The organism is Enterobacteriaceae endosymbiont of Donacia proxima, from assembly GCF_012569285.1.
Lineage (GTDB): Bacteria > Pseudomonadota > Gammaproteobacteria > Enterobacterales > Enterobacteriaceae.
Genome location: NZ_CP046198.1, coordinates 121,115 through 143,306 on the forward strand (window position 1 = coordinate 121,115; position 22,192 = coordinate 143,306).

General features: G+C 20.4%; 16 protein-coding genes. 9 read left to right on the plus strand and 7 right to left on the minus strand.

All coding sequences use genetic code 11. From position 1 onward, the window contains the following. Window positions 1–19: 19 nt before the first annotated feature. The 3 genes from fbaA to tkt form a co-directional block, all read right to left on the minus strand. Window positions 20–1,099, minus strand: coding sequence for a class II fructose-bisphosphate aldolase (gene fbaA, locus GJT97_RS00635; RefSeq protein ID WP_169767576.1), 1,080 nt, complete (start codon window positions 1,097–1,099; stop codon window positions 20–22). Between the two features lie 66 nt (window positions 1,100–1,165). Beyond that, the gene (locus tag GJT97_RS00640; RefSeq protein ID WP_169767577.1) at window positions 1,166–2,320 is read right to left on the minus strand and encodes a phosphoglycerate kinase; all 1,155 of its coding nucleotides are present in this window, start codon (window positions 2,318–2,320) and stop codon (window positions 1,166–1,168) included. Window positions 2,321–2,356: 36 nt separating this feature from the next. Next, window positions 2,357–4,366 (minus strand): transketolase, encoded by a 2,010-nt coding sequence (tkt, locus tag GJT97_RS00645; protein WP_169767578.1) that lies wholly within the window; start codon window positions 4,364–4,366, stop codon window positions 2,357–2,359. Between the two features lie 196 nt (window positions 4,367–4,562). On the opposite strand from tkt, the gene metK reads away from it, so the two are divergent. Further along, window positions 4,563–5,720 (plus strand): methionine adenosyltransferase, encoded by a 1,158-nt coding sequence (gene metK / locus GJT97_RS00650; protein ID WP_169767579.1) that lies wholly within the window; start codon window positions 4,563–4,565, stop codon window positions 5,718–5,720. A gap of 42 nt (window positions 5,721–5,762) precedes the next feature. Here metK and gyrA read toward each other — a convergent pair whose 3' ends face one another. The 3 genes from gyrA to GJT97_RS00665 form a co-directional block, all read right to left on the minus strand. After that, a complete protein-coding gene (gene gyrA, locus GJT97_RS00655; RefSeq protein ID WP_169767580.1) occupies window positions 5,763–8,300 on the minus strand; it encodes a DNA gyrase subunit A in 2,538 nt (845 codons plus the stop codon). A gap of 94 nt (window positions 8,301–8,394) precedes the next feature. Beyond that, window positions 8,395–10,788 (minus strand): DNA mismatch repair protein MutS, encoded by a 2,394-nt coding sequence (gene mutS, locus GJT97_RS00660; RefSeq protein WP_169767581.1) that lies wholly within the window; start codon window positions 10,786–10,788, stop codon window positions 8,395–8,397. 93 nt (window positions 10,789–10,881) lie between these two features. Further along, window positions 10,882–11,613 (minus strand): Bax inhibitor-1/YccA family protein, encoded by a 732-nt coding sequence (locus GJT97_RS00665; RefSeq protein ID WP_169767582.1) that lies wholly within the window; start codon window positions 11,611–11,613, stop codon window positions 10,882–10,884. A gap of 135 nt (window positions 11,614–11,748) precedes the next feature. Here GJT97_RS00665 and rsmH point away from each other — a divergent pair, with 135 nt between their 5' ends. From rsmH to GJT97_RS00705, 8 genes are read left to right on the plus strand one after another with little or no spacing between them, the layout of a single operon-like run. Continuing rightward, the gene (gene rsmH / locus GJT97_RS00670) at window positions 11,749–12,678 is read left to right on the plus strand and encodes a 16S rRNA (cytosine(1402)-N(4))-methyltransferase RsmH (RefSeq protein WP_169767583.1); all 930 of its coding nucleotides are present in this window, start codon (window positions 11,749–11,751) and stop codon (window positions 12,676–12,678) included. Window positions 12,679–12,733: 55 nt separating this feature from the next. Then, a complete protein-coding gene (gene murE / locus GJT97_RS00675; protein WP_169767584.1) occupies window positions 12,734–14,239 on the plus strand; it encodes a UDP-N-acetylmuramoyl-L-alanyl-D-glutamate--2,6-diaminopimelate ligase in 1,506 nt (501 codons plus the stop codon). Beyond that, window positions 14,236–15,606, plus strand: coding sequence for a UDP-N-acetylmuramoyl-tripeptide--D-alanyl-D-alanine ligase (locus tag GJT97_RS00680; protein ID WP_169767585.1), 1,371 nt, complete (start codon window positions 14,236–14,238; stop codon window positions 15,604–15,606). The genes murE and GJT97_RS00680 overlap by 4 nt, the downstream gene beginning before the upstream one ends. Continuing rightward, window positions 15,600–16,682 (plus strand): phospho-N-acetylmuramoyl-pentapeptide-transferase, encoded by a 1,083-nt coding sequence (gene mraY, locus GJT97_RS00685; RefSeq protein WP_169767586.1) that lies wholly within the window; start codon window positions 15,600–15,602, stop codon window positions 16,680–16,682. The genes GJT97_RS00680 and mraY overlap by 7 nt, the downstream gene beginning before the upstream one ends. Window positions 16,683–16,701: 19 nt before the next feature. Next, window positions 16,702–18,018 (plus strand): UDP-N-acetylmuramoyl-L-alanine--D-glutamate ligase, encoded by a 1,317-nt coding sequence (gene murD / locus GJT97_RS00690; RefSeq protein WP_169767587.1) that lies wholly within the window; start codon window positions 16,702–16,704, stop codon window positions 18,016–18,018. A gap of 55 nt (window positions 18,019–18,073) precedes the next feature. Further along, on the plus strand, window positions 18,074–19,135 hold the full coding sequence (gene murG, locus GJT97_RS00695) for an undecaprenyldiphospho-muramoylpentapeptide beta-N-acetylglucosaminyltransferase (protein ID WP_169767588.1): 1,062 nt from the start codon (window positions 18,074–18,076) through the stop codon (window positions 19,133–19,135). A gap of 27 nt (window positions 19,136–19,162) precedes the next feature. After that, entirely contained in the window at window positions 19,163–20,635 is a 1,473-nt protein-coding gene (gene murC, locus GJT97_RS00700; protein WP_169767589.1) for a UDP-N-acetylmuramate--L-alanine ligase, read from the plus strand. A gap of 39 nt (window positions 20,636–20,674) precedes the next feature. Beyond that, the gene (locus GJT97_RS00705) at window positions 20,675–21,598 is read left to right on the plus strand and encodes a D-alanine--D-alanine ligase (RefSeq protein WP_169767590.1); all 924 of its coding nucleotides are present in this window, start codon (window positions 20,675–20,677) and stop codon (window positions 21,596–21,598) included. A 33-nt stretch (window positions 21,599–21,631) separates the two neighbouring features. On the opposite strand, the gene GJT97_RS00710 is transcribed toward GJT97_RS00705, so the two are convergent. Then, window positions 21,632–22,102 carry a hypothetical protein gene (locus GJT97_RS00710; RefSeq protein WP_169767591.1) on the minus strand — a complete coding sequence of 157 codons (471 nt, stop codon included), beginning with the start codon at window positions 22,100–22,102 and terminating at the stop codon, window positions 21,632–21,634. Window positions 22,103–22,192 lie beyond the last annotated feature (90 nt).

Genomic DNA, 22,192 nt, shown 5'->3' on the forward strand with positions numbered 1-22,192 from the left:
AATTTAAATAATTTATTTTTTATAATATATTAATTGCATTTAATTCTTTAAATGTTCTTTCTAATCGTTTTTTCATAGAAATTTGTGATGCTCTGATCCATGATCTAGGATCATAATATTTTTTATTAGGTTTATTTAAACCTTCCGGATTACCTAATTGTTTTTGTAAATAAAATTTATATTTTTTATAAAAATTTAATATACCTTTCCATGTAGCCCATTGAGTATCTGTATCAATATTCATTTTAACAACACCATATTTTATGGCTTGTTTAATTTCTGTTATTGAAGATCCAGAACCTCCATGAAATACAAAATTTATAGGATTTTTATGTAAATGATGTTTTTTCCTAATAAATTTTTGTGAATCTTTTAAAATTTTAGGTAATAATTGTATATTACCTGTTTGATATACTCCATGTACATTACCAAAAGAAGCAGCAATAATAAATTGTGAACTAATTAATTTTAATTTTTCATATGCATAATTTACATCATTAGGATCAGTATATAATACTTTTTTATTTAAATTGGTATTGTCAATACCATCTTCTTCACCTCCTGTACATCCTAATTCTATTTCTAATGTCATTTTCATTCTTGACATTCTTCTTAAATAAGAACTACATATTTTGATATTATCTTTTATAGATTCTTTTGATAGATCTATCATGTGTGATGAAAACAAAGATTTTTTATATTTTATATAATATTTTTCATTTTCATATAATAAATCATTAATCCAAGATAACTTATTTTTTGGACAATGATCAGTGTGTAAAATAACTGGTATTTCATAATATTGTGCAATGTTATGAACATGTTTAGCTCCAGATATAGCACCTACTATAGACGCTAATCTAGGATTAATTATTTGTAAACCTTTACCAGCAATAAAAGCAGCCCCTTCATTTGAAAATTGAATAATTACTGGAGATTTCATTTTTGCTGCAGTTTCTAATACTATATTGATAGAATCAGTACCTACACAATTAATAGCTGGTATAGCAAAATTATTTTTTTTAGCTATTTTAAATATAGTTTGTACATCATGACCAACAACTACACCAGGTTTTACATAATTTAAAATTTTAGACATAATATACACTTTACATTCAATAATTTTTTATTAGATATTTTATAATATTAATTATAAGATTTAATTTTATGAAATATTTTCTAATAGAGTTGTAACGGGTAATTTATTTTTTTCTATATATTTTAAAAAAGCTCCTCCTCCTGTGGAAATGTAAGAAATTTTATTAAAAATATTAAATAATTCTAATGCAGCTAATGTATCTCCTCCACCTACAATAGAAAAAGCATTACTATGAATAATAGAATTGATAATACTTTCAGTACCTTTTCTAAAATTTTTAAATTCAAATACTCCTACTGGTCCATTCCATAAAATGGTTTTAGCTTTTTTAAGTTCATTTTGAATTATATTTATAGTTTTATTTCCTATATCAAGAATTTTTTCATTTTTTAAAATATTAGTAATTTTTTTTGTTTTTATTAAAGAATTATTTGATATAGTTGTGCTAACAATACAGTCAATAGGAATAATTATATTTTTATATTTTTGTATTATTTCTTGAGCTAATAAAATTGCATTAGGTTCATATAATGAATTACCAATATTATTATTTAATGAAATTAATGTATTAGCAATACCACCGCCTACAATAACTTTATTTGATAATTTAGATAATTTTTTTAAAATATTAAATTTAGTAGATATTTTAGATCCACCAATAATTGAAATTATTGGTTTTAAAGGATTTTTCAAAAATTTTTTTAAATTTTCTATTTCACTTATTAATAAAAGACCGGCACAAGATTGTTTAACAAATTTAATAATACCATAAGTAGAAGAATGAATGCGATGAGAAGTTGCAAATGCATCCATTACAAATATATCGCATAAAGATGCATATTTTTCCGCTAATTTTTCATTATTACTTTTTTCACCAATATTAAAACGAACATTTTCTAAAAGGATAATTTCATTATTTTTAAATTTTAAACCATTTAAATAATGTTTTTTTAAAACAACTTTATGATTTAAAATTTTTGCTAAATATATACCTATTTTTCTAAGAGAAAAAAAATCATTATATTCTCCTTCAATAGGATTTCCTAGATGAGAAGCTATAATAATTTTGCATTCTTTTTTTAAAGCATACCTAATAGTAGGTAATGATAATTTAATCCTGATATCCGATGTAATATTACCATTTAAATCTCTTGGTATATTTAAATCAGATCTAATTAATATTGTTTTATTTTGAATATTTAAATCTAAAATACTTAACATAAGTGTTTTAATCCTATATTTTAATAAAAAAAATAATTAATTATATAATTTAAAAAATTTTTTTATTTTTAACAAAATATTTTCAATAGTAAAACCAAATTTTTTAAATAATTTTTCTCCTGAAGCAGAACATCCAAAAGTATTTATACCGATAATAATACCAGTTAAACCCACATATTTATACCAAAAATCTTTAGATCCTGCTTCAATAGCTATTTTACATTTTACATGATTAGGTAATACATGATTTTTATATTCTTTACTTTGTTTATCAAATATATCAGTAGAAGGCATAGATATAACTCTAACTTTATATTTTAAAATAGATAATTTTTCGTATACTTTAACAGCTAAAGATACTTCTGATCCAGTAGCTATTAATATAATTTGAGGATTTTTATTTATACAATCTTTTAAAATATATCCCCCATATGATATATATGATATAATTTTTTTATTTCTTTTTTGTGTAGGTAAAATTTGTCTTGATAAAACTAAAATAGTTGGTTTTTCTATGTTTTCAATGCCTATTTTCCAAGCTATAGCTGTTTCAATTTTATCACATGGACGCCAAATATTTATATTAGGTATTAATCTTAAACTAGATAATTGTTCTATTGGTTGATGTGTTGGTCCATCTTCTCCTAACCCTATAGAATCATGAGTATAAATCATTATATTTCTAATTTTCATTAACGCAGCCATTCTTATGGCATTACGGCAATAATCTGAAAAAACTAAAAAAGTAGCAGTATAAGTAATAAATCCATTATATAAAGAAATACCATTAGAAATAGCAGTCATACCAAATTCTCTTACACCATAATAAATATAATTACCATCTTTAAATTTATTAATTGGTTTAGAACGATTAACTATAGTTAAATTACTATGAGATAAATCTGCAGAACCACCTAATAATTCAGGTAATAATTTTGAATATTTTTGTAGAATAAATTGTGATGCTTGCCTTGTTGATAAACTTAAATTATTATTATTTAGTTTTGAAAGAAATTTATTAATTTCATTATTCCAATTACAAGGAAGAGTTTTATTAATCCTTCTTGTAAATTCTTTTGCTAAAATTGGAAATTTACAACAATAATTTTTAAACATATTTTTCCATTTTTGTTCTTTTATATAACCTATTTTTTTTGCATCCCATATTTTATAAATATGTGAAGGAATTTCAAAAGGTTTAAAATTCCATTTCAAATTTTTTTTTGTTAATAAAATTTCTTTTTTCCCTAAAGGTGATCCATGTGCAATATTTTTACCTGCTTTATTGGGTGAACCAAAAGCAATAATTGTGTTGCAAATTAATAATGATGGTTTATCATTTATATGTGATTTAGCTTTTTTGATAGCTTTTTCTATATTTTCAGAATTATGACCATCTATATTAGATAAAACATTCCAACCATAAGATTCAAATCTTTTCTTAATGTTCTCATTAAACCATCCTTTAATATTTCCATCTATAGATATTTTATTATTATCATAAAACACTATTAATTTTTTTAATTTTAATGTTCCGGCTAAAGAACAAACTTCATGTGAAATACCTTCCATTAAACATCCATCACCTACAAAAACATAAGTATAATGATCAATTATATTATAATTTAATTTATTAAATTGTGCAGATAATGTTTTTTCAGCTATAGCCATACCTACAGCATTTGCTAATCCTTGTCCTAAAGGCCCTGTACTAGTTTCAACACCTGGAGTATTTTTAAATTCTGGATGTCCTGGTGTTTTAGAATATAATGTACGAAAACTTTTTAAATCAGAAATAGATAAATTATATCCAGTAAGATGTAATAAACTATAAAGTAACATCACACAATGTCCGTTAGATAAAATAAATCTATCACGATTTATCCACATAGGATTATTAGGATTATGATTTAAAAATTTACGCCAAAGTACTTCTGCTATATCTGCCATTCCCATCGGGGCTCCAGGATGTCCTGAATTAACATTTTCTATAGAATCTATACTTAAAAATCTAATAGCATTAACTATATCTTTTCTAGAAGTCATAATATATATTTTTCCTAAATTTAAAAATATTTTATAAAAAATTACTTATATAAAGAAATATATAGGTAAAATGTTTTAAAATCTATTTATTATAATTTTAAAATTTTTAATAAATTAAAAATTTTAATTTTATATGCATTTTTTTAAAAAAAATATATACTGAAAATATTAAATATGTTTATAGGAAATAATATTAATGACAGAATATTTATTTACTTCAGAATCTGTATCAGAAGGTCATCCAGATAAAGTTGCAGATCAAATTTCTGATGCAATATTAGATAGTATAATAAAACAAGATATCAAATCACGTGTAGCATGTGAAACATATATTAAAAATAATATGGTATTAATTGGAGGGGAAATAACTACTAAAGCTAATATAAATATAGAAAAAATAACAAGAAAAACTATAAAAGAAATTGGATATACTAATTCTGATACAGGATTTAATGCAAATACATGTACAATATTAAATATATTAAGTAAACAATCAGATGATATTAATAGAGGAATCACATCTAATTTAGATAAATATAATCAAGGAGCAGGAGATCAAGGTTTCGTTTTTGGATATGCTACTAATGAAACTGATGTTTTTATGCCAGCACCTATTATTTATGCACATAAATTAATGTATCAACAAGCACAAGTTAGAAAAAAAAAAATTTTATCATGGTTAGAACCAGATGCTAAAAGTCAAATTACATTTAAATATAAAAAGAATAAAATTATAGATATCGATTCTGTTGTTTTGTCAACACAAATTTCTAAAGAAATATCTTCTAAAAAATTAACAGAAGCTGTTATGGAAGAAATTATTAAACCAGTATTACCAAAAAAATGGATTAATAAAAAAACTAAATTTTTTATCAATCCTTCTGGTCGTTTTATTATAGGTGGACCTTTTGGTGATTGTGGTTTAACCGGAAGAAAAATTATTGTGGATACTTATGGTGGCATGGCTAGACATGGTGGAGGGGCATTCTCAGGTAAAGATCCATCAAAAATAGATAGATCTGCTGCATATGCAGCACGATATATAGCAAAAAATATAGTTGCTTCAAATTTAGCCTCACGTTGTGAAATACAAATTGCATATATAATTGGTATAGCTAAACCGATTTCAATTATGGTAAATACTTTTGGTACTAGTAAAATTTCTGATAAAAATATTATGTTATTTATTAAAAATAATTTTGACCTACGACCTTTTAATTTAATTAGAATGCTAAATCTATTAGCACCTATATATAAAAAAACTGCATCTTATGGACATTTTGGTAGAAATATTTTTACATGGGAAAAAACAAATAAAATAAATGAATTTAAACATTTTTTTAATATTAAATAAAAATAATTTTATTTAATATGTATAAATAAAATATTTAATAATTTAAATTTTTTGTAATCCTATGATTTTTTCATTAAATTTAGTTTTAATTATGATAACACCTTTAGTATTACGTCCAATAACACAAATTTCAGATATATTAATACGTATTAATGTACCCATATTTGTTATTATAATAACTTGGTTATTTTTTTTAACCCTTAAAGATCCTACTAATAATCCATTTCTTTTATTAATTATCATAGATAAAATTCCTTTAGTATATCTAGATCTTGTAGGAAATAATTTATTATTTGTACATTTACCATATCCATTTTCTGTTATGGTAAAAATATTACCCTTAAAAAGGGGTTTAATAATAGTTAATGAAACAACAAAATCATTTTTTTGTTTTAAAATATTAATTCCTTTTACACCTGTTGTATTTCTTCCCATAGGTCTAACTTTTGTTTCACAAAATTTTACTACTTTTCCTTGTGAAGTAAATAACATAATTTTATCTTTTATATCTATAATGGATACTCCGATTAAAACATCATTTTTTTTTAATTTAATTGCGATAATACCTTTAGTTCGTGGATGACTAAAATGTTTTAAATTAGTTTTTTTTACTATTCCTTGTTTAGTTGCCATAATTAAATTAGAATTATTTCTATATTCGTTTACTATTAATAAACTAGTAATTTTTTCATTTTTTTTTAAAGGAACTAAATTAATAATAGGTTTGCCTTGAGAAAATCTACTAAATTTAGGAATATTATATACTTTTAACCAATATAATCTACCTATATTAGAAAATAATAAAATATTATCATGAGTATAAGCGATTAAAATTTTATAAATAAAATCATTTTCTTTTAATTTTGTAGTTAATTTTCCTTTACCTCCTCTATGTTGTAGATGATATTCATCAATTTTTTGATATTTTATATATCCTTGATAAGATAAAGTAATAATAACTTGTTCATATTTAATTAAATCTTTTGTATTTATAATAGGTGTATTTTTATCTAAAATAATTTCAGTTTTTCTATTATCTCCAAATTCTTTTTTAATTATAATTAATTCATTGTATATTACTTGCATTAAATATTTATAATTATTAATAATTTTAACTAATTTAGAAATTTTATATATTAAATTTTGATATTCAATACATAATTTTTTATATTCTAATTTTGTTAATTTATTTAATTTTAAATTTAAAATAGCTGTAACTTGATCATTGCTAAAATGATAATTTTGATTAAATTTTACTAAATTAGAATTAGTTAAATAACTATTTAACAGTTTTTGTTCTTGAAATAAGAATAATTGTGATATATCTGGTATTTTCCAAGATTTTGTACAAATTTTATTTTTTATATTTTCTGATATTTTATCAGAACGTATAATTTCTATTATTTCTTGTATATTTAATAAAGCAACTATTAATCCTTCTAATATATGTGCTTTATTACGAGTTTTATTAATTTGATAATTTGTTCTTCTTATTACTATTTCACGCCGATGAGAAATAAAAGCTCTAATAATATTTTTTAAAGACATTAATACAGGCTCACCCTTATATAAGGAAATCATATTTATACTAAAAGTAGTTTGTAAAGATGTTAATGTATATAAATGATTTAAAATAACATTAGTAGAAATATCCATTTTTACTTTAATTAAAATTCTTATTCCATCTTTATCTGATTCATCTCTTAAAGTTTTAATTCCCTTAATTTTTTTCTCTTTTATTAATAAAGCTATTTTTTTTATTAATTTAGCCTTATTAACTTGATAAGGTAATTCATAAATTATAATAGTTTTATAATTTTTTTGTTTATTTTTAATAATTTTAGTACGTCCTCTGAGAAAAATTTTTCCTTTACCTGTAGAATAAGCATTTTTAATACCATTTATACCATAAATAATACCTGATGTAGGAAAATCTGGGCCTGGAATATAATGCATTAATTCTTTTATAGAAATTTTATTATTATTTATATAAGCTAAACAACCATTGATTATCTCAGTAATATTATGAGGAGGTATATTAGTAGTCATACCTACAGCTATTCCTGATGATCCATTTATTAATAGATTAGGTATTTTAGTAGGCATTATTTCAGGAATCTTTTCTGTTCCGTCATAATTAGATAAATAATTAACTGTATTTTTCTCTAAATCATTAATAATTTCCTGAGCTATTTTAGCCATTTTAATTTCCGTATAACGCATAGCTGCAGCTGAATCTCCATCAATAGAGCCAAAATTTCCCTGTCCCTTAATTAAGGGATATCTTAATGAAAATGATTGAACTAATCTCACAATCGTATCATATACTGCATTATCACCATGTGGATGATATTTACCGATAACATCTCCTACTATTCTAGCTGTTTTTTTGTAAGCTTTATTATAGGTATTACCTAATACATACATTGCATATAATATTCGTCTATGTACTGGTTTTAATCCGTCTCTTATATCTGGTAAAGCTCTACCGATGATTACTGACATTGCATAATCTAGATAAGAATTTTTTAATTCTTCTTCAATATTAATTAATTTTATTTCTTTGGCAAAAGAATTCATGTAAATAAATATCCTTTAAACTTCAATTAAATTAATTTTTTAATTATAAAACTAATAGAATTTATATTTATTTAAACCTAACTTTTATAAAAATTTAGTTTAAAGTATTATGATTTTCTAATTGTTTAATTTTTTTTTTTGCCTGATTAATAACTTCTTTAGGAATTCCTGCTAAGGATGCTACAAATAAACCATAATTTTTATTAATTGATCCATTTTTAATTTTATGTAAAAAAACAATGGAATTATTTAATTCCATTGCATCAAAATATACATTTTTTATACATTTATTTGTATCTTTTAAAATAGTTAATTCAATATAATTAGTAGCAAATAAAGTAAGTGATTTAATTTTTTTTGCTATATTTTCTGCACAAGCCCATGCAATAGCTAAACCATCATGTGTCGAAGTTCCTCTTCCTACTTCATCCATTAATACTAAACTTTTAGTTGTTGCATTTCTTAAAATATTTGCTGTTTCTATCATTTCTACCATAAAAGTAGATAATCCAGAAGAAATATCATCAGTTGATCCTATTCTAGTAAATATTCTATCTATTGGTCCTATAATAGCTTTATCTGCCGGAACATAACTTCCTATATAAGTCATTAAAATAATTAATGCAATTTGTCTCATGTACGTGCTTTTCCCTCCCATATTAGGTCCTGTTATTATTAACATATGATTTTTTTTTGTTAAAAATATATTATTAGGTATAAATGGTAGTTTTCTCATATTTTCTACAACAGGATGTCTTGAATTAGTTAAAGATATTCCTATTTCTTCATTAATAAGAGGACAAGTATAATTTAAAGTTAAAGAACGTTCAGCTAAATTACATAACACATCTAATTCTGATAAATATAATGATAATTCTTGTAGATTTTTTAAAAAAGGATTTATATAATAAAATAATTCATTATATAAAGTTTTTTCTAAATTTAAAAGTTTTTCTTTAGAAAATAAAGTATCTTTTTGATATTTTTGTAATTCTGGGATTGTATATCTATTGAAATTTTTTAAAGTTTGGATTTGAATATATTTATTCGGTATATTTAATTTAAAATTTTTATTAATTTGAATATAATATCCATTAATTGTATTAAAACCTATTTTTAATTTTTCTAATTTTAATAATTTTCGTTCTTTTTGTTCTAAAAAAGATAAATATTTTTTAGAATCTTGTGAAAATTTTCTTAATTTATCTAACAAAGGATTATATCCAGTAGCTATAACATTACCATCTTTTAAAGATAATGAAGGTTTTTTTTTTATAGATTTTATTAATAATTCTTTTAATTTAGAAAATAATCCTAAATTTAAAATTTTTGACTTTATTTCACAAATATCTATAATATTCATTATTTTATTAATTTTAGGTAAATACATCAATGTATTTCTTAAAGAAACTAAATCATTAGGTTTAGCTGTTTTTAATGCTAATCTAGCAATAATTCTTTCAATATCACTAATTTTTAATAAATTTTTTTGAAATTTTAAATAATATTGTTGTAATATAGAGATATTTTTTTGCCTATTTAAAATAATTTTTGTATTTCTTATAGGATTATTTAACCAACGCTTTAATAAGCGACTCCCCATAGTAGTTACAGTATAATCTAATACTTTGATTAGGGTATTATTATTATTTCCAGAAATACTATTAATAATTTCCAAATTTTTACGAGTATTTTCATCTAAAATAATTTCATTATTATGGTTTTCTAAATAAATATTATTAATATGAGGTAAATATACTTTTTGAGTATCTTGAACATACTGAAGTAAACAACCTGCAGCTTTAATAGCTATAAATGAATTTTCAATACCAAAACTTTTTAAATTTTTAGTTCCAAATTGCATATTTAATTTTTGTACAGATATATCTATATCAAATTCCCATAATGGTCTACATTGAGTAAATTTTATTTTTTTTATTAGATCCATATTATTAAAATTTTCTGGATATAATAATTCGATAGGATTTGTTCTTTGTAATTCTCCTGCAATTATATTAATATCATTATTTTCTGTAATTCTAAAATCACCAGAACTAATATTTAATGTTGCATAACCAAATCCTAATTTTTTGTCCTGATAAATAGCAGCTAATAAATTATCAACATGATTATTTAATAAAATATCATCGCTAACTGTTCCAGGTGTAATAATACGAACTATTTTCCTATCCAAAATTTTTTTTTTATATAATAAATTTGTATTTTCTATTTGTTCACAAATAGCTATTGATTCTCCTAATTTAATTAATTTAGATAAATAATTTTCAACTTTATTAACTGGTATACCTGCCATAGGTATAGGTTTCCCATTAATTTTTCCTCTTTTAGTTAATACAATATTTAATAATCTAGATGCTTTTTTAGCATCTTGAAAAAACATTTCATAAAAATCTCCTAATCTATAAAATAGGATAATTTTAGGATATTGTTTTTTTAATTTTAAATATTGTTTTATCATAGGTGTCATATTTTATATTTATAATTTTTAATTATATCAATTATTTATTTTAATATTTAAATTTACGTAAAATTAAATAATAATTTTTATATATAAAAATTATTATTTATCATCATCATTATTACTGATCATACGTAATATTATAAAGAATAAATTAATAAAATCTAAATATAGCATAAGTGCACCTAAAATAGCATATCTTCTTAAATTATCTTGATCATGTTCATTTAAACTAATTTTTTTAGCAATATTTTTTAGTTTTTGAGTATCATAAGCTATAATTAATGTAAAAAAAATTACACCAAGATAATTAACTATAGATGTTATTAAACTATTTTGTAACCATAAATTTATAAAAGAAGCAATTAATGTACCAATAATCCCCATTATTATTATATTACCTAAATTACTCAAATCTTTTTTAGTAAAAAAACCCCAAATACACATAAATAAAAAAGTTAATGATGTAGTTATAAATGCTGTAAAAATAGTATTTTGATTATATATGGAAAATATTCCAGCTGTTGTAAATCCTGTTAAACATGAATAAAACATAAATAAAGTAGTTAATGTTTTTCCAGATAATTGATTTATAAAACCAGAAATAGTAAAAACTAATACAAATTGTACAAAACATATACTTAATAAAAAATATTTATTACTTAATAAATAATTTGTAATTTGTATTGTATTAGACACATACCAAGCAATAAACGCAGTTAATAATAAACCACAAAACATCCATCCATATACTTTTCGAAAATATTTTTGTATATAATAATTTTTTTCTTTTTTTAATAAAGTAGTACTTTTAAAATTTGGATATTCTATCATAAATATTACCTTTTAACAATTTAACCAAATTTTTAAATAAATATTAATTTATATTAAAAATATTTTAATTACAAATTAATATATTATAGTATATAATATATTAATTATATAGTATTTAATTAAATTAAATGTCATATGATAAGTCATATTCCAGTTTTATTAAAAGAATCTGTTAATAGTTTAAATATTAAAAAAAATGGAACATATATAGATGCGACATATGGTTGTGGAGGACATACAAAATTAATTTTATCTAGATTAGGTAATCAGGGAAAAATTTATGCTATAGATCGTGATCTAAAAACATTATTGAAACATCAAATATTAGATAAAAGAATTGTTTATGTTAATAATAATTTTTCAAATTTACAAAACTTATTTAATAATAAAACAGGTATAATAGATGGTATCTTATTTGATTTAGGTATTTCTTCATTCCAATTAAATAATCCTGAAAGAGGTTTTTCTTATATATTTAATGGACCATTAGATATGCGTATAAATCAAAATGAAAAAATTACTGCTTATGATTTATTAAATAATATAAATGTAAAAAAATTATCAAAAATATTAAAAATATATGGTGAAGAAAAATATCATAAAAAAATAGCATATAATATTAAAAAGTATATATCTAATAATAAATTAAATAATACACATGATTTATCATCTATAATATCGATAGTTAGTAAAAAAAATAAATTTAAACATCCAGCAAAAAGATCTTTTCAAGCTATAAGAATTTTCTTAAATAAAGAAATAGAAGAATTAAAAAAAGGATTAAATATTTCATTAAAATTATTAAAAATAGGAGGAATTATATCAATAATTAGTTTTCATTCTATAGAAGATAGAATTATAAAAATGTTTATGAAAAAACATAGTTCCTATCAAAATCAAATTAATAATAAATTGCCTTTAACGGAAGAACAGATAAATTTTTTTTATCTCCAAAATAAAAAATTAACATTAAAAATTATTGGTAAAATTTTTCCTAATAAAAATGAAATTTTAAAAAATTCAAGATCTAGAAGCGCAATATTACGTATTGCACAAAAAATATAAAAATAATAATTTTAGTATTAATGTAGTAGATATAATTTATATTAAGGATTTGTCGTTGAATATTTCTTTATTTAGTTTGCAAAAATTATTAAATAATTATATTAAACATGATTTAATAAAAAATATTTTAATAAATAAAATTGTTTTAGATAGCAGAAAAATTAAAGGTAAATATTGTTTATTTATAGCAATTAAAGGATGTAAATATGATGGTAAAAATTTTATAACACAAGCTATATTAAAAGGAGTAGTAGCAATATTAACGTATTCTGATAAAAAAACATTACCTTATACTATAGAAGTAAAAAAAAAAATACCTATCATTTATTTACCAAATTTACTTGAACAAATTTCATATCTTGCAGGTACATTATATAATCATCCAAGTAAAAAAATTCCCATAATAGGAATTACTGGAACTAATGGAAAAACAAGTATTACACATTTTTTAATGCAATGGATCAGATTGTTAGGTTATAAACCTGCTATTTTAAGTACTATAGGAAATGGATTTTATAAAAATTTAATTAAAACAAATAATACAACTGATTCTGCTGTAGAAATACAATCTACATTAGAAAAGTTTGTAAATCAAAAAGCAGATATTGTAATTATGGAAGTTTCGTCACATGGATTAGATCAATATAGAGTAGCTAATATAATATTTTCTATTGGAATTTTTACAAATTTAACAAGAGATCATTTAGATTATCATATTAATATGAAAAATTATGAATTGTCTAAATGGAGATTTTTTTCTAATCACAAAATAAAAAAAAAAATTATTAATATTGATGATAATATAGGATTAAAATGGTGTAAAAAATTATCGAATGTTACAGTTATTACTACTAAATTAAAGAATTTATTATATCAATCAAATCTATTTGTATATATAAAAAAAATAATTTATTTATCTGATCATACCATTATTAAATTTAATTCTATTTGGGGTAATGGAGAAATAAAAACAAATTTAATAGGTCAATTTAATGTAATAAATATAATATTATGTATGGCTACATTATTAAATTTAAATTTTCCTTTAAAAAAATTAGTTAAAACAGTATCAAAAATATTTCCTATCCCAGGAAGAATGCAAAAAGTTTTTTTTAAAAAAAAATATACTAACATAATAATTGATTATGCTCATACTCCTGATGCACTTAAAAATGTTTTATTAACTCTTAAATTAAATGTTAAAGGAAAAATATGGTGTATTTTTGGATGTGGAGGAGAAAGAGATATAGGGAAAAGATCAATCATGGGATATATAGCTACAAAATATGCTGATATTATAATTTTAACTACTGATAATCCTAGAAAGGAAAACATTCATAGCATTATTAATGATATAAAAACAGGATGTATTACATTAAAAAATGTTTATATCATTTTAAATAGAATTAAAGCTATTTCTTATGCAATCTCTCATTCAGTAAAAACTGATACTATTTTAGTAGCTGGTAAAGGACATGAAAATTATCAAATTATAGGTAATAAAATTTTTAATTATTCAGATTTTAATGCTATTCAAAAAATCTTAAAAAATATAAAATGAACGAATTAATTAGTTTAAAAAAACTATCACAAATAGTAAATGGTAAATTAATTGGTAATAATATTAAAATATTAAATTTTTCTATAGATAGTAAAAAAATTAAACAAAAATGTATTTTTATCGCTATCTGTGGTAATAAATTTGACGGACATTTTTTTATTAATGATGCCATTAAAAATGGTGCATTAGCTATATTAGTACATAAATATACTAATATTAATATTCCTCAAATTATTGTATTAGATACTACTATAGGATTAGCTAAATTGAGTTTATGGAAAAGGATAAAATTTAAACATGATGTAATCGGTATTACTGGATCATCAGGTAAAACATCAGTTAAAGAAATGACTGTATCTATTCTAAAAAATAAAAATAAAACTATTTTTACTGAAAAAAATATGAATAACCATATTGGTGTTCCTTTAACATTATTAAAATTACAAAATCAATATAAATATGCCGTAATTGAAATAGGTGGAAATAAAATTAACGATATTTCTTATATTGCTAATTTAGTAAAACCTGATGTTGCATTAATTAATAATATATCAGAATCCCATTTAGAAGGTTTTAAATCTTTAAAAAATATTATTAAAAATAAAAGTGATATTTTTAAATATTTAAAAAATAAAGGAATCGCAATTATTAATTATGATGATAAAAATCAAAAAAAAATTTTAAAAAAATTAAGTAATGATAAAAACATTTTTACCTTTTCTTTACAAAATAATAAAACAGACTTTTTTGCTAAAAATATAATAATATTACCTAATAAAATTAAATTTTTATTAATTTCACCTATAGGTGAAATTTTAATTAAATTATTTCTTATTGGTGGAGGAATACATAATATTTATAATGCATTAGCATCAGCAGCATTATCATTTTCTGTAGGATCTACTTTAGAAGAAATAGCAATTGGATTAAAAAATTTTAAATCTATTAAAGGAAGAATGTATCCAATTATTATTGGTCATAATAAACTTATTATAAATGATACATATAATGCGAATCCAAATTCGGTAAGTATAGCTATTAATATTTTAAAAAATTTTCCTGGTAAAAAAATTTTAGTTATTGGTGATATGTTAGAATTAGGTATTTACACTATTTTTTATCATAAAAAAATAAAAAAATTAATTTTAAAATCTAACATAGATTATATTTTTAGTATTGGTAAATATAGTTATTATTTTATTAAAAAAAATATAAAATCACAACATTTTTCCAATAAAAATATGTTAGTAAATCAATTATTTTTAATAATTAAAAATTTTAACCATTATACTATTTTATTTAAAGGATCACGTAAAAATAAAATAGAAATATTAATTAAAATGTTATTGGAGAAATTAAAATGTTAATAATATTATTTTCATATTTTAAAAATTATTTAAAATATGTAAATTTTTTCTTAATAAATTTTAAAATACGTTCTATAATGACACTTATAACATCATTTAGTATGACATTTTTTTTAACTCCAATTTTTATTAAATATTTTCATAAAAAAAAAGTTTCTCAAATAATTAGAAAAGATGGACCAATTACACATTTTATTAAAAAAAAAACTCCTACTATGGGGGGAATAGTAATATTATTATCTATTTTTATTTCTGTAATACTTTGGTCAGATTTATCTAATAAATATATTGTATATACATTATTTATAACATTTTTATATTCAATAATTGGTTTTATAGATGATTTTTATAAAATTATTTTAAAAAATTCGATAGGGCTATCTGCATATAAAAAACTTTTTTTACAATCAATTGCTAATATTTTTTTTATATTATTTATTATAATAAATAATGAAAAAGAATTATATATAAGATTTATCATACCTTTTACACATAAAATTATTAAATATAATTTAAATATTATATTATACATAATAATATGTTATTTTATTGTACTAATAATTAGTAATTCTGTAAATTTAACTGATGGGCTAGATGGTTTAGCAATCATGCCTATTATTTTTATTTCCTTAAGTTTAACTTGTTTATCTTATTTGACAGGAAATATATATTTTTCTAGATATTTTAATTTTATTTATATAAAAAATTCTACAGAATTAATTATTATTTGTTTATCTATAGTTGGTTCTGGATTAGCATTTTTATGGTATAATACATATCCTGCAAAAATATTTATGGGAGATGTGGGTTCACTATCTTTAGGTTGTATCATTTCAATAATTGCAATTTTTATAAAACAAGAATTTTTATTTCTTATAATGTGTGGTATATTTATCATTGAATCATTTTCTGTTTTTATTCAATTATTAAAATTTAAATATAATAAAAAAAGATTTTTTTTAATGGCTCCTTTACATCATCATTATGAGTTACAAGGAATTTCAGAACCTTGTATTATTACTAGGTTTTGGATTATTTCATTAATATTAATAGTTTTTGTTTTTATAATAATATAATATTTGATAACATAATAAAATGAATAAAAAAATACTTATTATAGGTTTAGGTATAACAGGCATATCTTGTTTAAAATTTTTTTTAAAAAAAAAAATCATCCCAGCTATTATGGATGAACGTAAAGATTTGCAATTTATAAAAAAAATACCTTTATATGTACCATGTCATTTTGGTTCTTTAAATAGAGATTGGATACTTAATTCTCAATTAATTATTTTAAGTCCTGGTATATCAATATTTAATAGTCTTATATTAGAAGCTCAAAAAAAAAATATTGAAATTATAGGAGATATAGAATTATTTGCTCGTTATAATACAACTCCTTTAATAGCTATTACAGGTACTAATGGTAAAAGTACTGTAACTAATATGATTGCTAATATTATGGAAAAAAGTAATTTTAAAGTTAGTATCGGTGGTAATATAGGATATCCAGTAATAGATTTATTATCTTTTAAAAGAGATTTTTACATTTTAGAAATATCTAGTTTTCAATTAGAAACAATTAAAAAATTAGATATATATATTGCTATAATTTTAAATATTTCACAAGACCATATGGATAGATATCCTTTAGGTATCGAACAATATCGTAATTTTAAATTACGTATTTATCAAAATGCTAATATTTGTATATATAATTCCGATGATATATTATGTTATCCTAAAATATTTTATAATAAAAAAAAATATATTACTTTTGGTAAATTTTCAGGTAAATATAATTTATCTTTTAATAAAAAAGATATTTATCTAAAAATAAATAATAAAAAAATATTTAATTTTAATAAAACTAAATTAGTTGGTATACATAATTATTTAAATTCTTTAGCTGTATTAGCTGTTACAGATATACTAAAAATTTCCAAAAAAATTTTTTTTGAAAAAATTAGTAATTATAAAAATATGGATCATGTATTACAAATTATTCATAAAGAAAATGGAGTAACCTGGATTAATGATTCTAAATCAACTAATATTAGTAGTACAAAAGTTGCTTTAGAATATTTACATAAAAAAAAAAGAATTTGGTTGTTTTTAGGAGGTTATGACAAAAATTGTAAATTATATTTATTACAAAAATATTTACAAAAAAAAGATAATATAAAAATTTTTTGCTTTGGTCAATTAAGTAAAAAAATATTATCTTTTTTACCTAAAGCAATAATAGTTAACACAATATCTGAAGGAATAAAAAAAATTATTAAATTAGTACAATTTGGAGATATTGTGTTATTTTCCCCAGCATGCTCTAGTATTGATCAATTTAGAAACTTTAAACACCGTGGAAATGAATTTATTAGAATAGTAAAAAAAATTCATAAATATAAATAATATTTTTATAAAAAAATTTATGATTTCAATTTTTTTATATATTAAATTTTAAAAAATGAAAAAAAAAATTCTTATAGTAGCTGGAGGTACTAGAGGACATATTAATCCAGCTTTAAATATAGCATATGTTTTAAAAAAACAAGGTTGGGAAGTTCGTTGGTTAGGAACTAATTCTAGAATGGAAGCACAAATTATTCCTAAAAAGAATATACGTATTTATTTTATCAAATTTTACAGATTTAAAAACAAAAATATTTTTTCTATTATTTTTACTATTATTAAATTGATAATATCAATTTATAAATCTATTCTGGTTTATAAAAAATATAAACCACATATAATATTAACAATGGGGAGTTATATTTCTGGACCTAGTGGATTAGCAGCATGGTTGTATCGAATACCATTAGTAATACATGAACAAAATAGTATTGCAGGTATAACAAATAAAATTTTATATAAAATAGCGACTAAAACTATGCAAGCATATCCTGATACATTTACTAATGCTATATTAGTAGGTAACCCTTTAGATAATAAAATTATTAAATTATCTTTATATAAAAGAAAAATGTTTAAAATTCATAAACCAATTCATTTATTGCTCACAGGAGGTAGCCAAGGATCATATATAATAAATAAAATAGGCATTAAATTAGCTAAAATTTTAAAGAATAAAATATTTATTTTACATCAAGTAGGAAAAGGTAATTTTAAAAAAATATTTTGTAAATATAAAAAATATAATATTATTGATAATTTTATTATAAAAGAATATATACAAAATATTTATAAAGCATATGCATGGGCTGATATAATCATATGTAGGTCAGGAGCTATGACTGTTAGTGAAATTGCTGCAATAGGATTACCTGCTATCTTTATACCTTTCGAACATAAAGATAAACAACAATATTTTAATGCAATATATTTAAAAAACATAGGAATAGCTAAAATTTTTGAACAAAATAATATTGATTATGATAGAATGACTAATTTAATATTAAATCTTAATAAAGATCAAATCGTAAACATAATAAATAAATCTTGTAATTTAGTTATAAAAAATTCTGTACAATTAATTTATGAAGAATTAAATAAAATAAAAATTAATTAATATTTAAATAAATAATATATAAAAAATATGTCTAGTATAATAAATTTTAAAAAAATACCAAAGATGAAAAATATTAATCATATATATTTAATTGGTATTGGTGGTTCTGGAATGGGAGGAATTGCAAAAATTTTAATAAAAAAAGGATATAAAGTTAGTGGTTCAGATTTAATTTCAAATTTTATCACAAAAAATTTAATTTCATTGGGTATTACTATTTATTTTAAACATAAAATTAAAAATATTACAAATGATATAGATCTTATTGTTATATCTAGTGCTATTAAGCATAATAACCCAGAGTTAATTATTGCAAAAAAATTAAATATTACTATAATTAGTAGAGTAAAAATGTTAGCCGAATTAATGAAATTTTACTATCAAATTACCATTACAGGTGCTCATGGTAAAACTACAACTACAGCCATGATTTATGAAATATATAAATTATCTGGATTAGATCCTACATTTATTAACGGAGGAATTTTAAAATATTCTAAAGAATATGCTTATTTAGGTTCTAGTAAATATTTTATTACAGAAGCAGATGAAAGTGATAAATCATTTTTATATTTAAAACCAACTATTGGTATAGTAACAAATATTGAAAATGAACATTTAGATTATTATAAAAACAATATAGAAATTTTAAAAAAAACATTTTTAAAATTTTTAAAAAAAATACCATGTTATGGTTGTATAATTATTTGTATAGATAATATTCATAATTATGAATTAATAAAAAAAAATAAATTTAATATTAAACAAAATATTATTACATATGGTTCCCATAAAAATTCTGATATACAATTATATAATTACAAACAAAAAGGTTATAAAACTCAATTTTATATATTAGAAAAAAAAACATATTCATCTTTTAAAATTAACTTAAGCATTCCTGGATATCATAATGCATTAAATGCCACAGCAGCATATGCTGTTTCTAAATTTAATAATCTAAATAATAAAATTATTTTAAAATCATTAAAAAATTTTCAGGGTATTATAAGAAGATTTGATATTTTAACTACAATTTATCCTGAAAAAAGGATAGGATATCAACAAACTATAATAGTTATTAATGATTATGGGCATCACCCAACTGAAATAAATATGACTATAAATACAGCACGTAAAATATGGCCAAATAGAAGTTTAATAATGGTTTTCCAACCTCATCGTTATTCAAGAACAAAAAATTTATTAAAATACTTTATTAAAGTATTATCAAAAGTTGATAAATTATTTTTACTAAAAGTTTATTCAGCAGGAGAAACTTTTATCAAAAATGCTGATAGTGAATATTTATCTAAAAAAATAAATGAATTAGGAATTATTATTTCTCAATTCATAAATTTTAAAAATTATTATAATATTGCACATTATATTTATTCTAAATTAAAAGGAAATGAAATATTAATTTTTCAAGGGGCTGGTGATATTAATAATTTATCATCATTATTTATAAATAAAAAATTTCAAAATACAAAACATTAAATTAATAATTAAAAAATTTTAATAAGTTTTATTTTAAATATGTCTAATAAAATAGTTGTTTTATTTGGAGGTAATTCTCTAGAAAGAGAAATATCTTTAAAATCCGGAAAATCAATTTTAAATACTTTAATAAAATCAGGAGTTAATGCTATCGGAATAGATCCAATTAATTTTCCATTATTATATTTAAAAAAATATGGATTTAAAAAAGCTTTTATAGCCTTACATGGGAGGGGGGGGGAAGATGGAATAATACAAGGTATATTAGAATATTTAAATATTCCTTATACTGGGAGTGGAGTTTTATCGTCAGCAATTACTATGAATAAATTTTTAACAAAAATTATTTGGAAAATATATGGATTACCTATTATTTATCCTCATTTATTACTAAATAAAAAAGATTTTATTAAAAAAAATTATTTAATAATAGAACAAAAAATTTTGAAAATAAAATTACCGATTATTATTAAACCTAATTGTAATGGATCTAGTTTAGGTATTTTAAAAATTAATCATATAGATGATTTATTTAATGCATTAGAAAAATCATTTATGTATGATAATAATATTTTAATTGAAAAATATATAAAAGGAACAGAATATTCCATAGGAATATTAAATAATAAAATATTACCTCCTATTAAAATAGGGTATGAGAATATTTTTTATGATTATCAATCTAAATATTATTCAAATAATACTAAATATTTTTGTCCTAGTGGTTTAAGTAAAAATAAAGAAAAAGAATTAGAAAATATAATTTTAAAAGCTTGGAAAGTTTTAAATTGTAAAATATGGGGTAGAATCGATGTTATTTTAGACGAAAATAAAAATTTTCAATTATTAGAAATAAACACTATTCCAGGAATGACATCAAAAAGTTTATATCCTATAGCAGCAAAAAAAGCAGGATTATCGTTTTATGATTTAATCATGAAAATTTTATTTTCAACTAAATAAAAATAAATAATTTTTATATAAAAAATTTTATATTTAATTATTTGTTATTTTAATAAATCTTTCTATTATTACACGTAACTTTGTTGAACTTTTTTTTGAAATATGAAGTAATAAATCAGCACTACATTTACTTAATATATTTTTTTTAAATTTTTTTTTTTTTTTTATAAAATTTTTTTTTATAAAAATAGGGTTAATTTTAATATCTATTTTTCTTAAAGAAGAAATAACATATTTTTTTATATAAAATAAAATACTTGATTTTTCAGATAAAAATCTGAACATAGAACTAGCATTATTTGTTTCTATAATTAGAATATTATTTTTTATATTTTTAATATTATACCAATTATGTAATTGTATCGGTAAATATTTTTTGATAATCTTATTAATTTTGATTAAAATATTTGTATGTGTATATATTTTATGTAATATTTTTGTATAAGACGAATAATATTTTTGTTGAAAAAGTTTATTAATTAATAATAATTTATTATTACGCATATTTTTGTATCCACTTAATTTTTAATAAAAAGAATTATAAACATTTTTTGTATTTAATTAAAATACATAATAAATAATATTTATAATTAT

Coding starts and splice junctions, on each gene's coding strand:
- fbaA (WP_169767576.1), bottom strand. CDS start 1,099: ATGTCTAAAATTTTAAATTATGTAAAACCTGGTGTAGTTGTTGGTCAT.
- GJT97_RS00640 (WP_169767577.1), bottom strand. CDS start 2,320: ATGTTAAGTATTTTAGATTTAAATATTCAAAATAAAACAATATTAATT.
- tkt (WP_169767578.1), bottom strand. CDS start 4,366: ATGACTTCTAGAAAAGATATAGTTAATGCTATTAGATTTTTAAGTATA.
- metK (WP_169767579.1), top strand. CDS start 4,563: ATGACAGAATATTTATTTACTTCAGAATCTGTATCAGAAGGTCATCCA.
- gyrA (WP_169767580.1), bottom strand. CDS start 8,300: ATGAATTCTTTTGCCAAAGAAATAAAATTAATTAATATTGAAGAAGAA.
- mutS (WP_169767581.1), bottom strand. CDS start 10,788: ATGACACCTATGATAAAACAATATTTAAAATTAAAAAAACAATATCCT.
- GJT97_RS00665 (WP_169767582.1), bottom strand. CDS start 11,613: ATGATAGAATATCCAAATTTTAAAAGTACTACTTTATTAAAAAAAGAA.
- rsmH (WP_169767583.1), top strand. CDS start 11,749: ATGATAAGTCATATTCCAGTTTTATTAAAAGAATCTGTTAATAGTTTA.
- GJT97_RS00680 (WP_169767585.1), top strand. CDS start 14,236: ATGAACGAATTAATTAGTTTAAAAAAACTATCACAAATAGTAAATGGT.
- mraY (WP_169767586.1), top strand. CDS start 15,600: ATGTTAATAATATTATTTTCATATTTTAAAAATTATTTAAAATATGTA.
- murD (WP_169767587.1), top strand. CDS start 16,702: ATGAATAAAAAAATACTTATTATAGGTTTAGGTATAACAGGCATATCT.
- murG (WP_169767588.1), top strand. CDS start 18,074: ATGAAAAAAAAAATTCTTATAGTAGCTGGAGGTACTAGAGGACATATT.
- murC (WP_169767589.1), top strand. CDS start 19,163: ATGTCTAGTATAATAAATTTTAAAAAAATACCAAAGATGAAAAATATT.
- GJT97_RS00705 (WP_169767590.1), top strand. CDS start 20,675: ATGTCTAATAAAATAGTTGTTTTATTTGGAGGTAATTCTCTAGAAAGA.
- GJT97_RS00710 (WP_169767591.1), bottom strand. CDS start 22,102: ATGCGTAATAATAAATTATTATTAATTAATAAACTTTTTCAACAAAAA.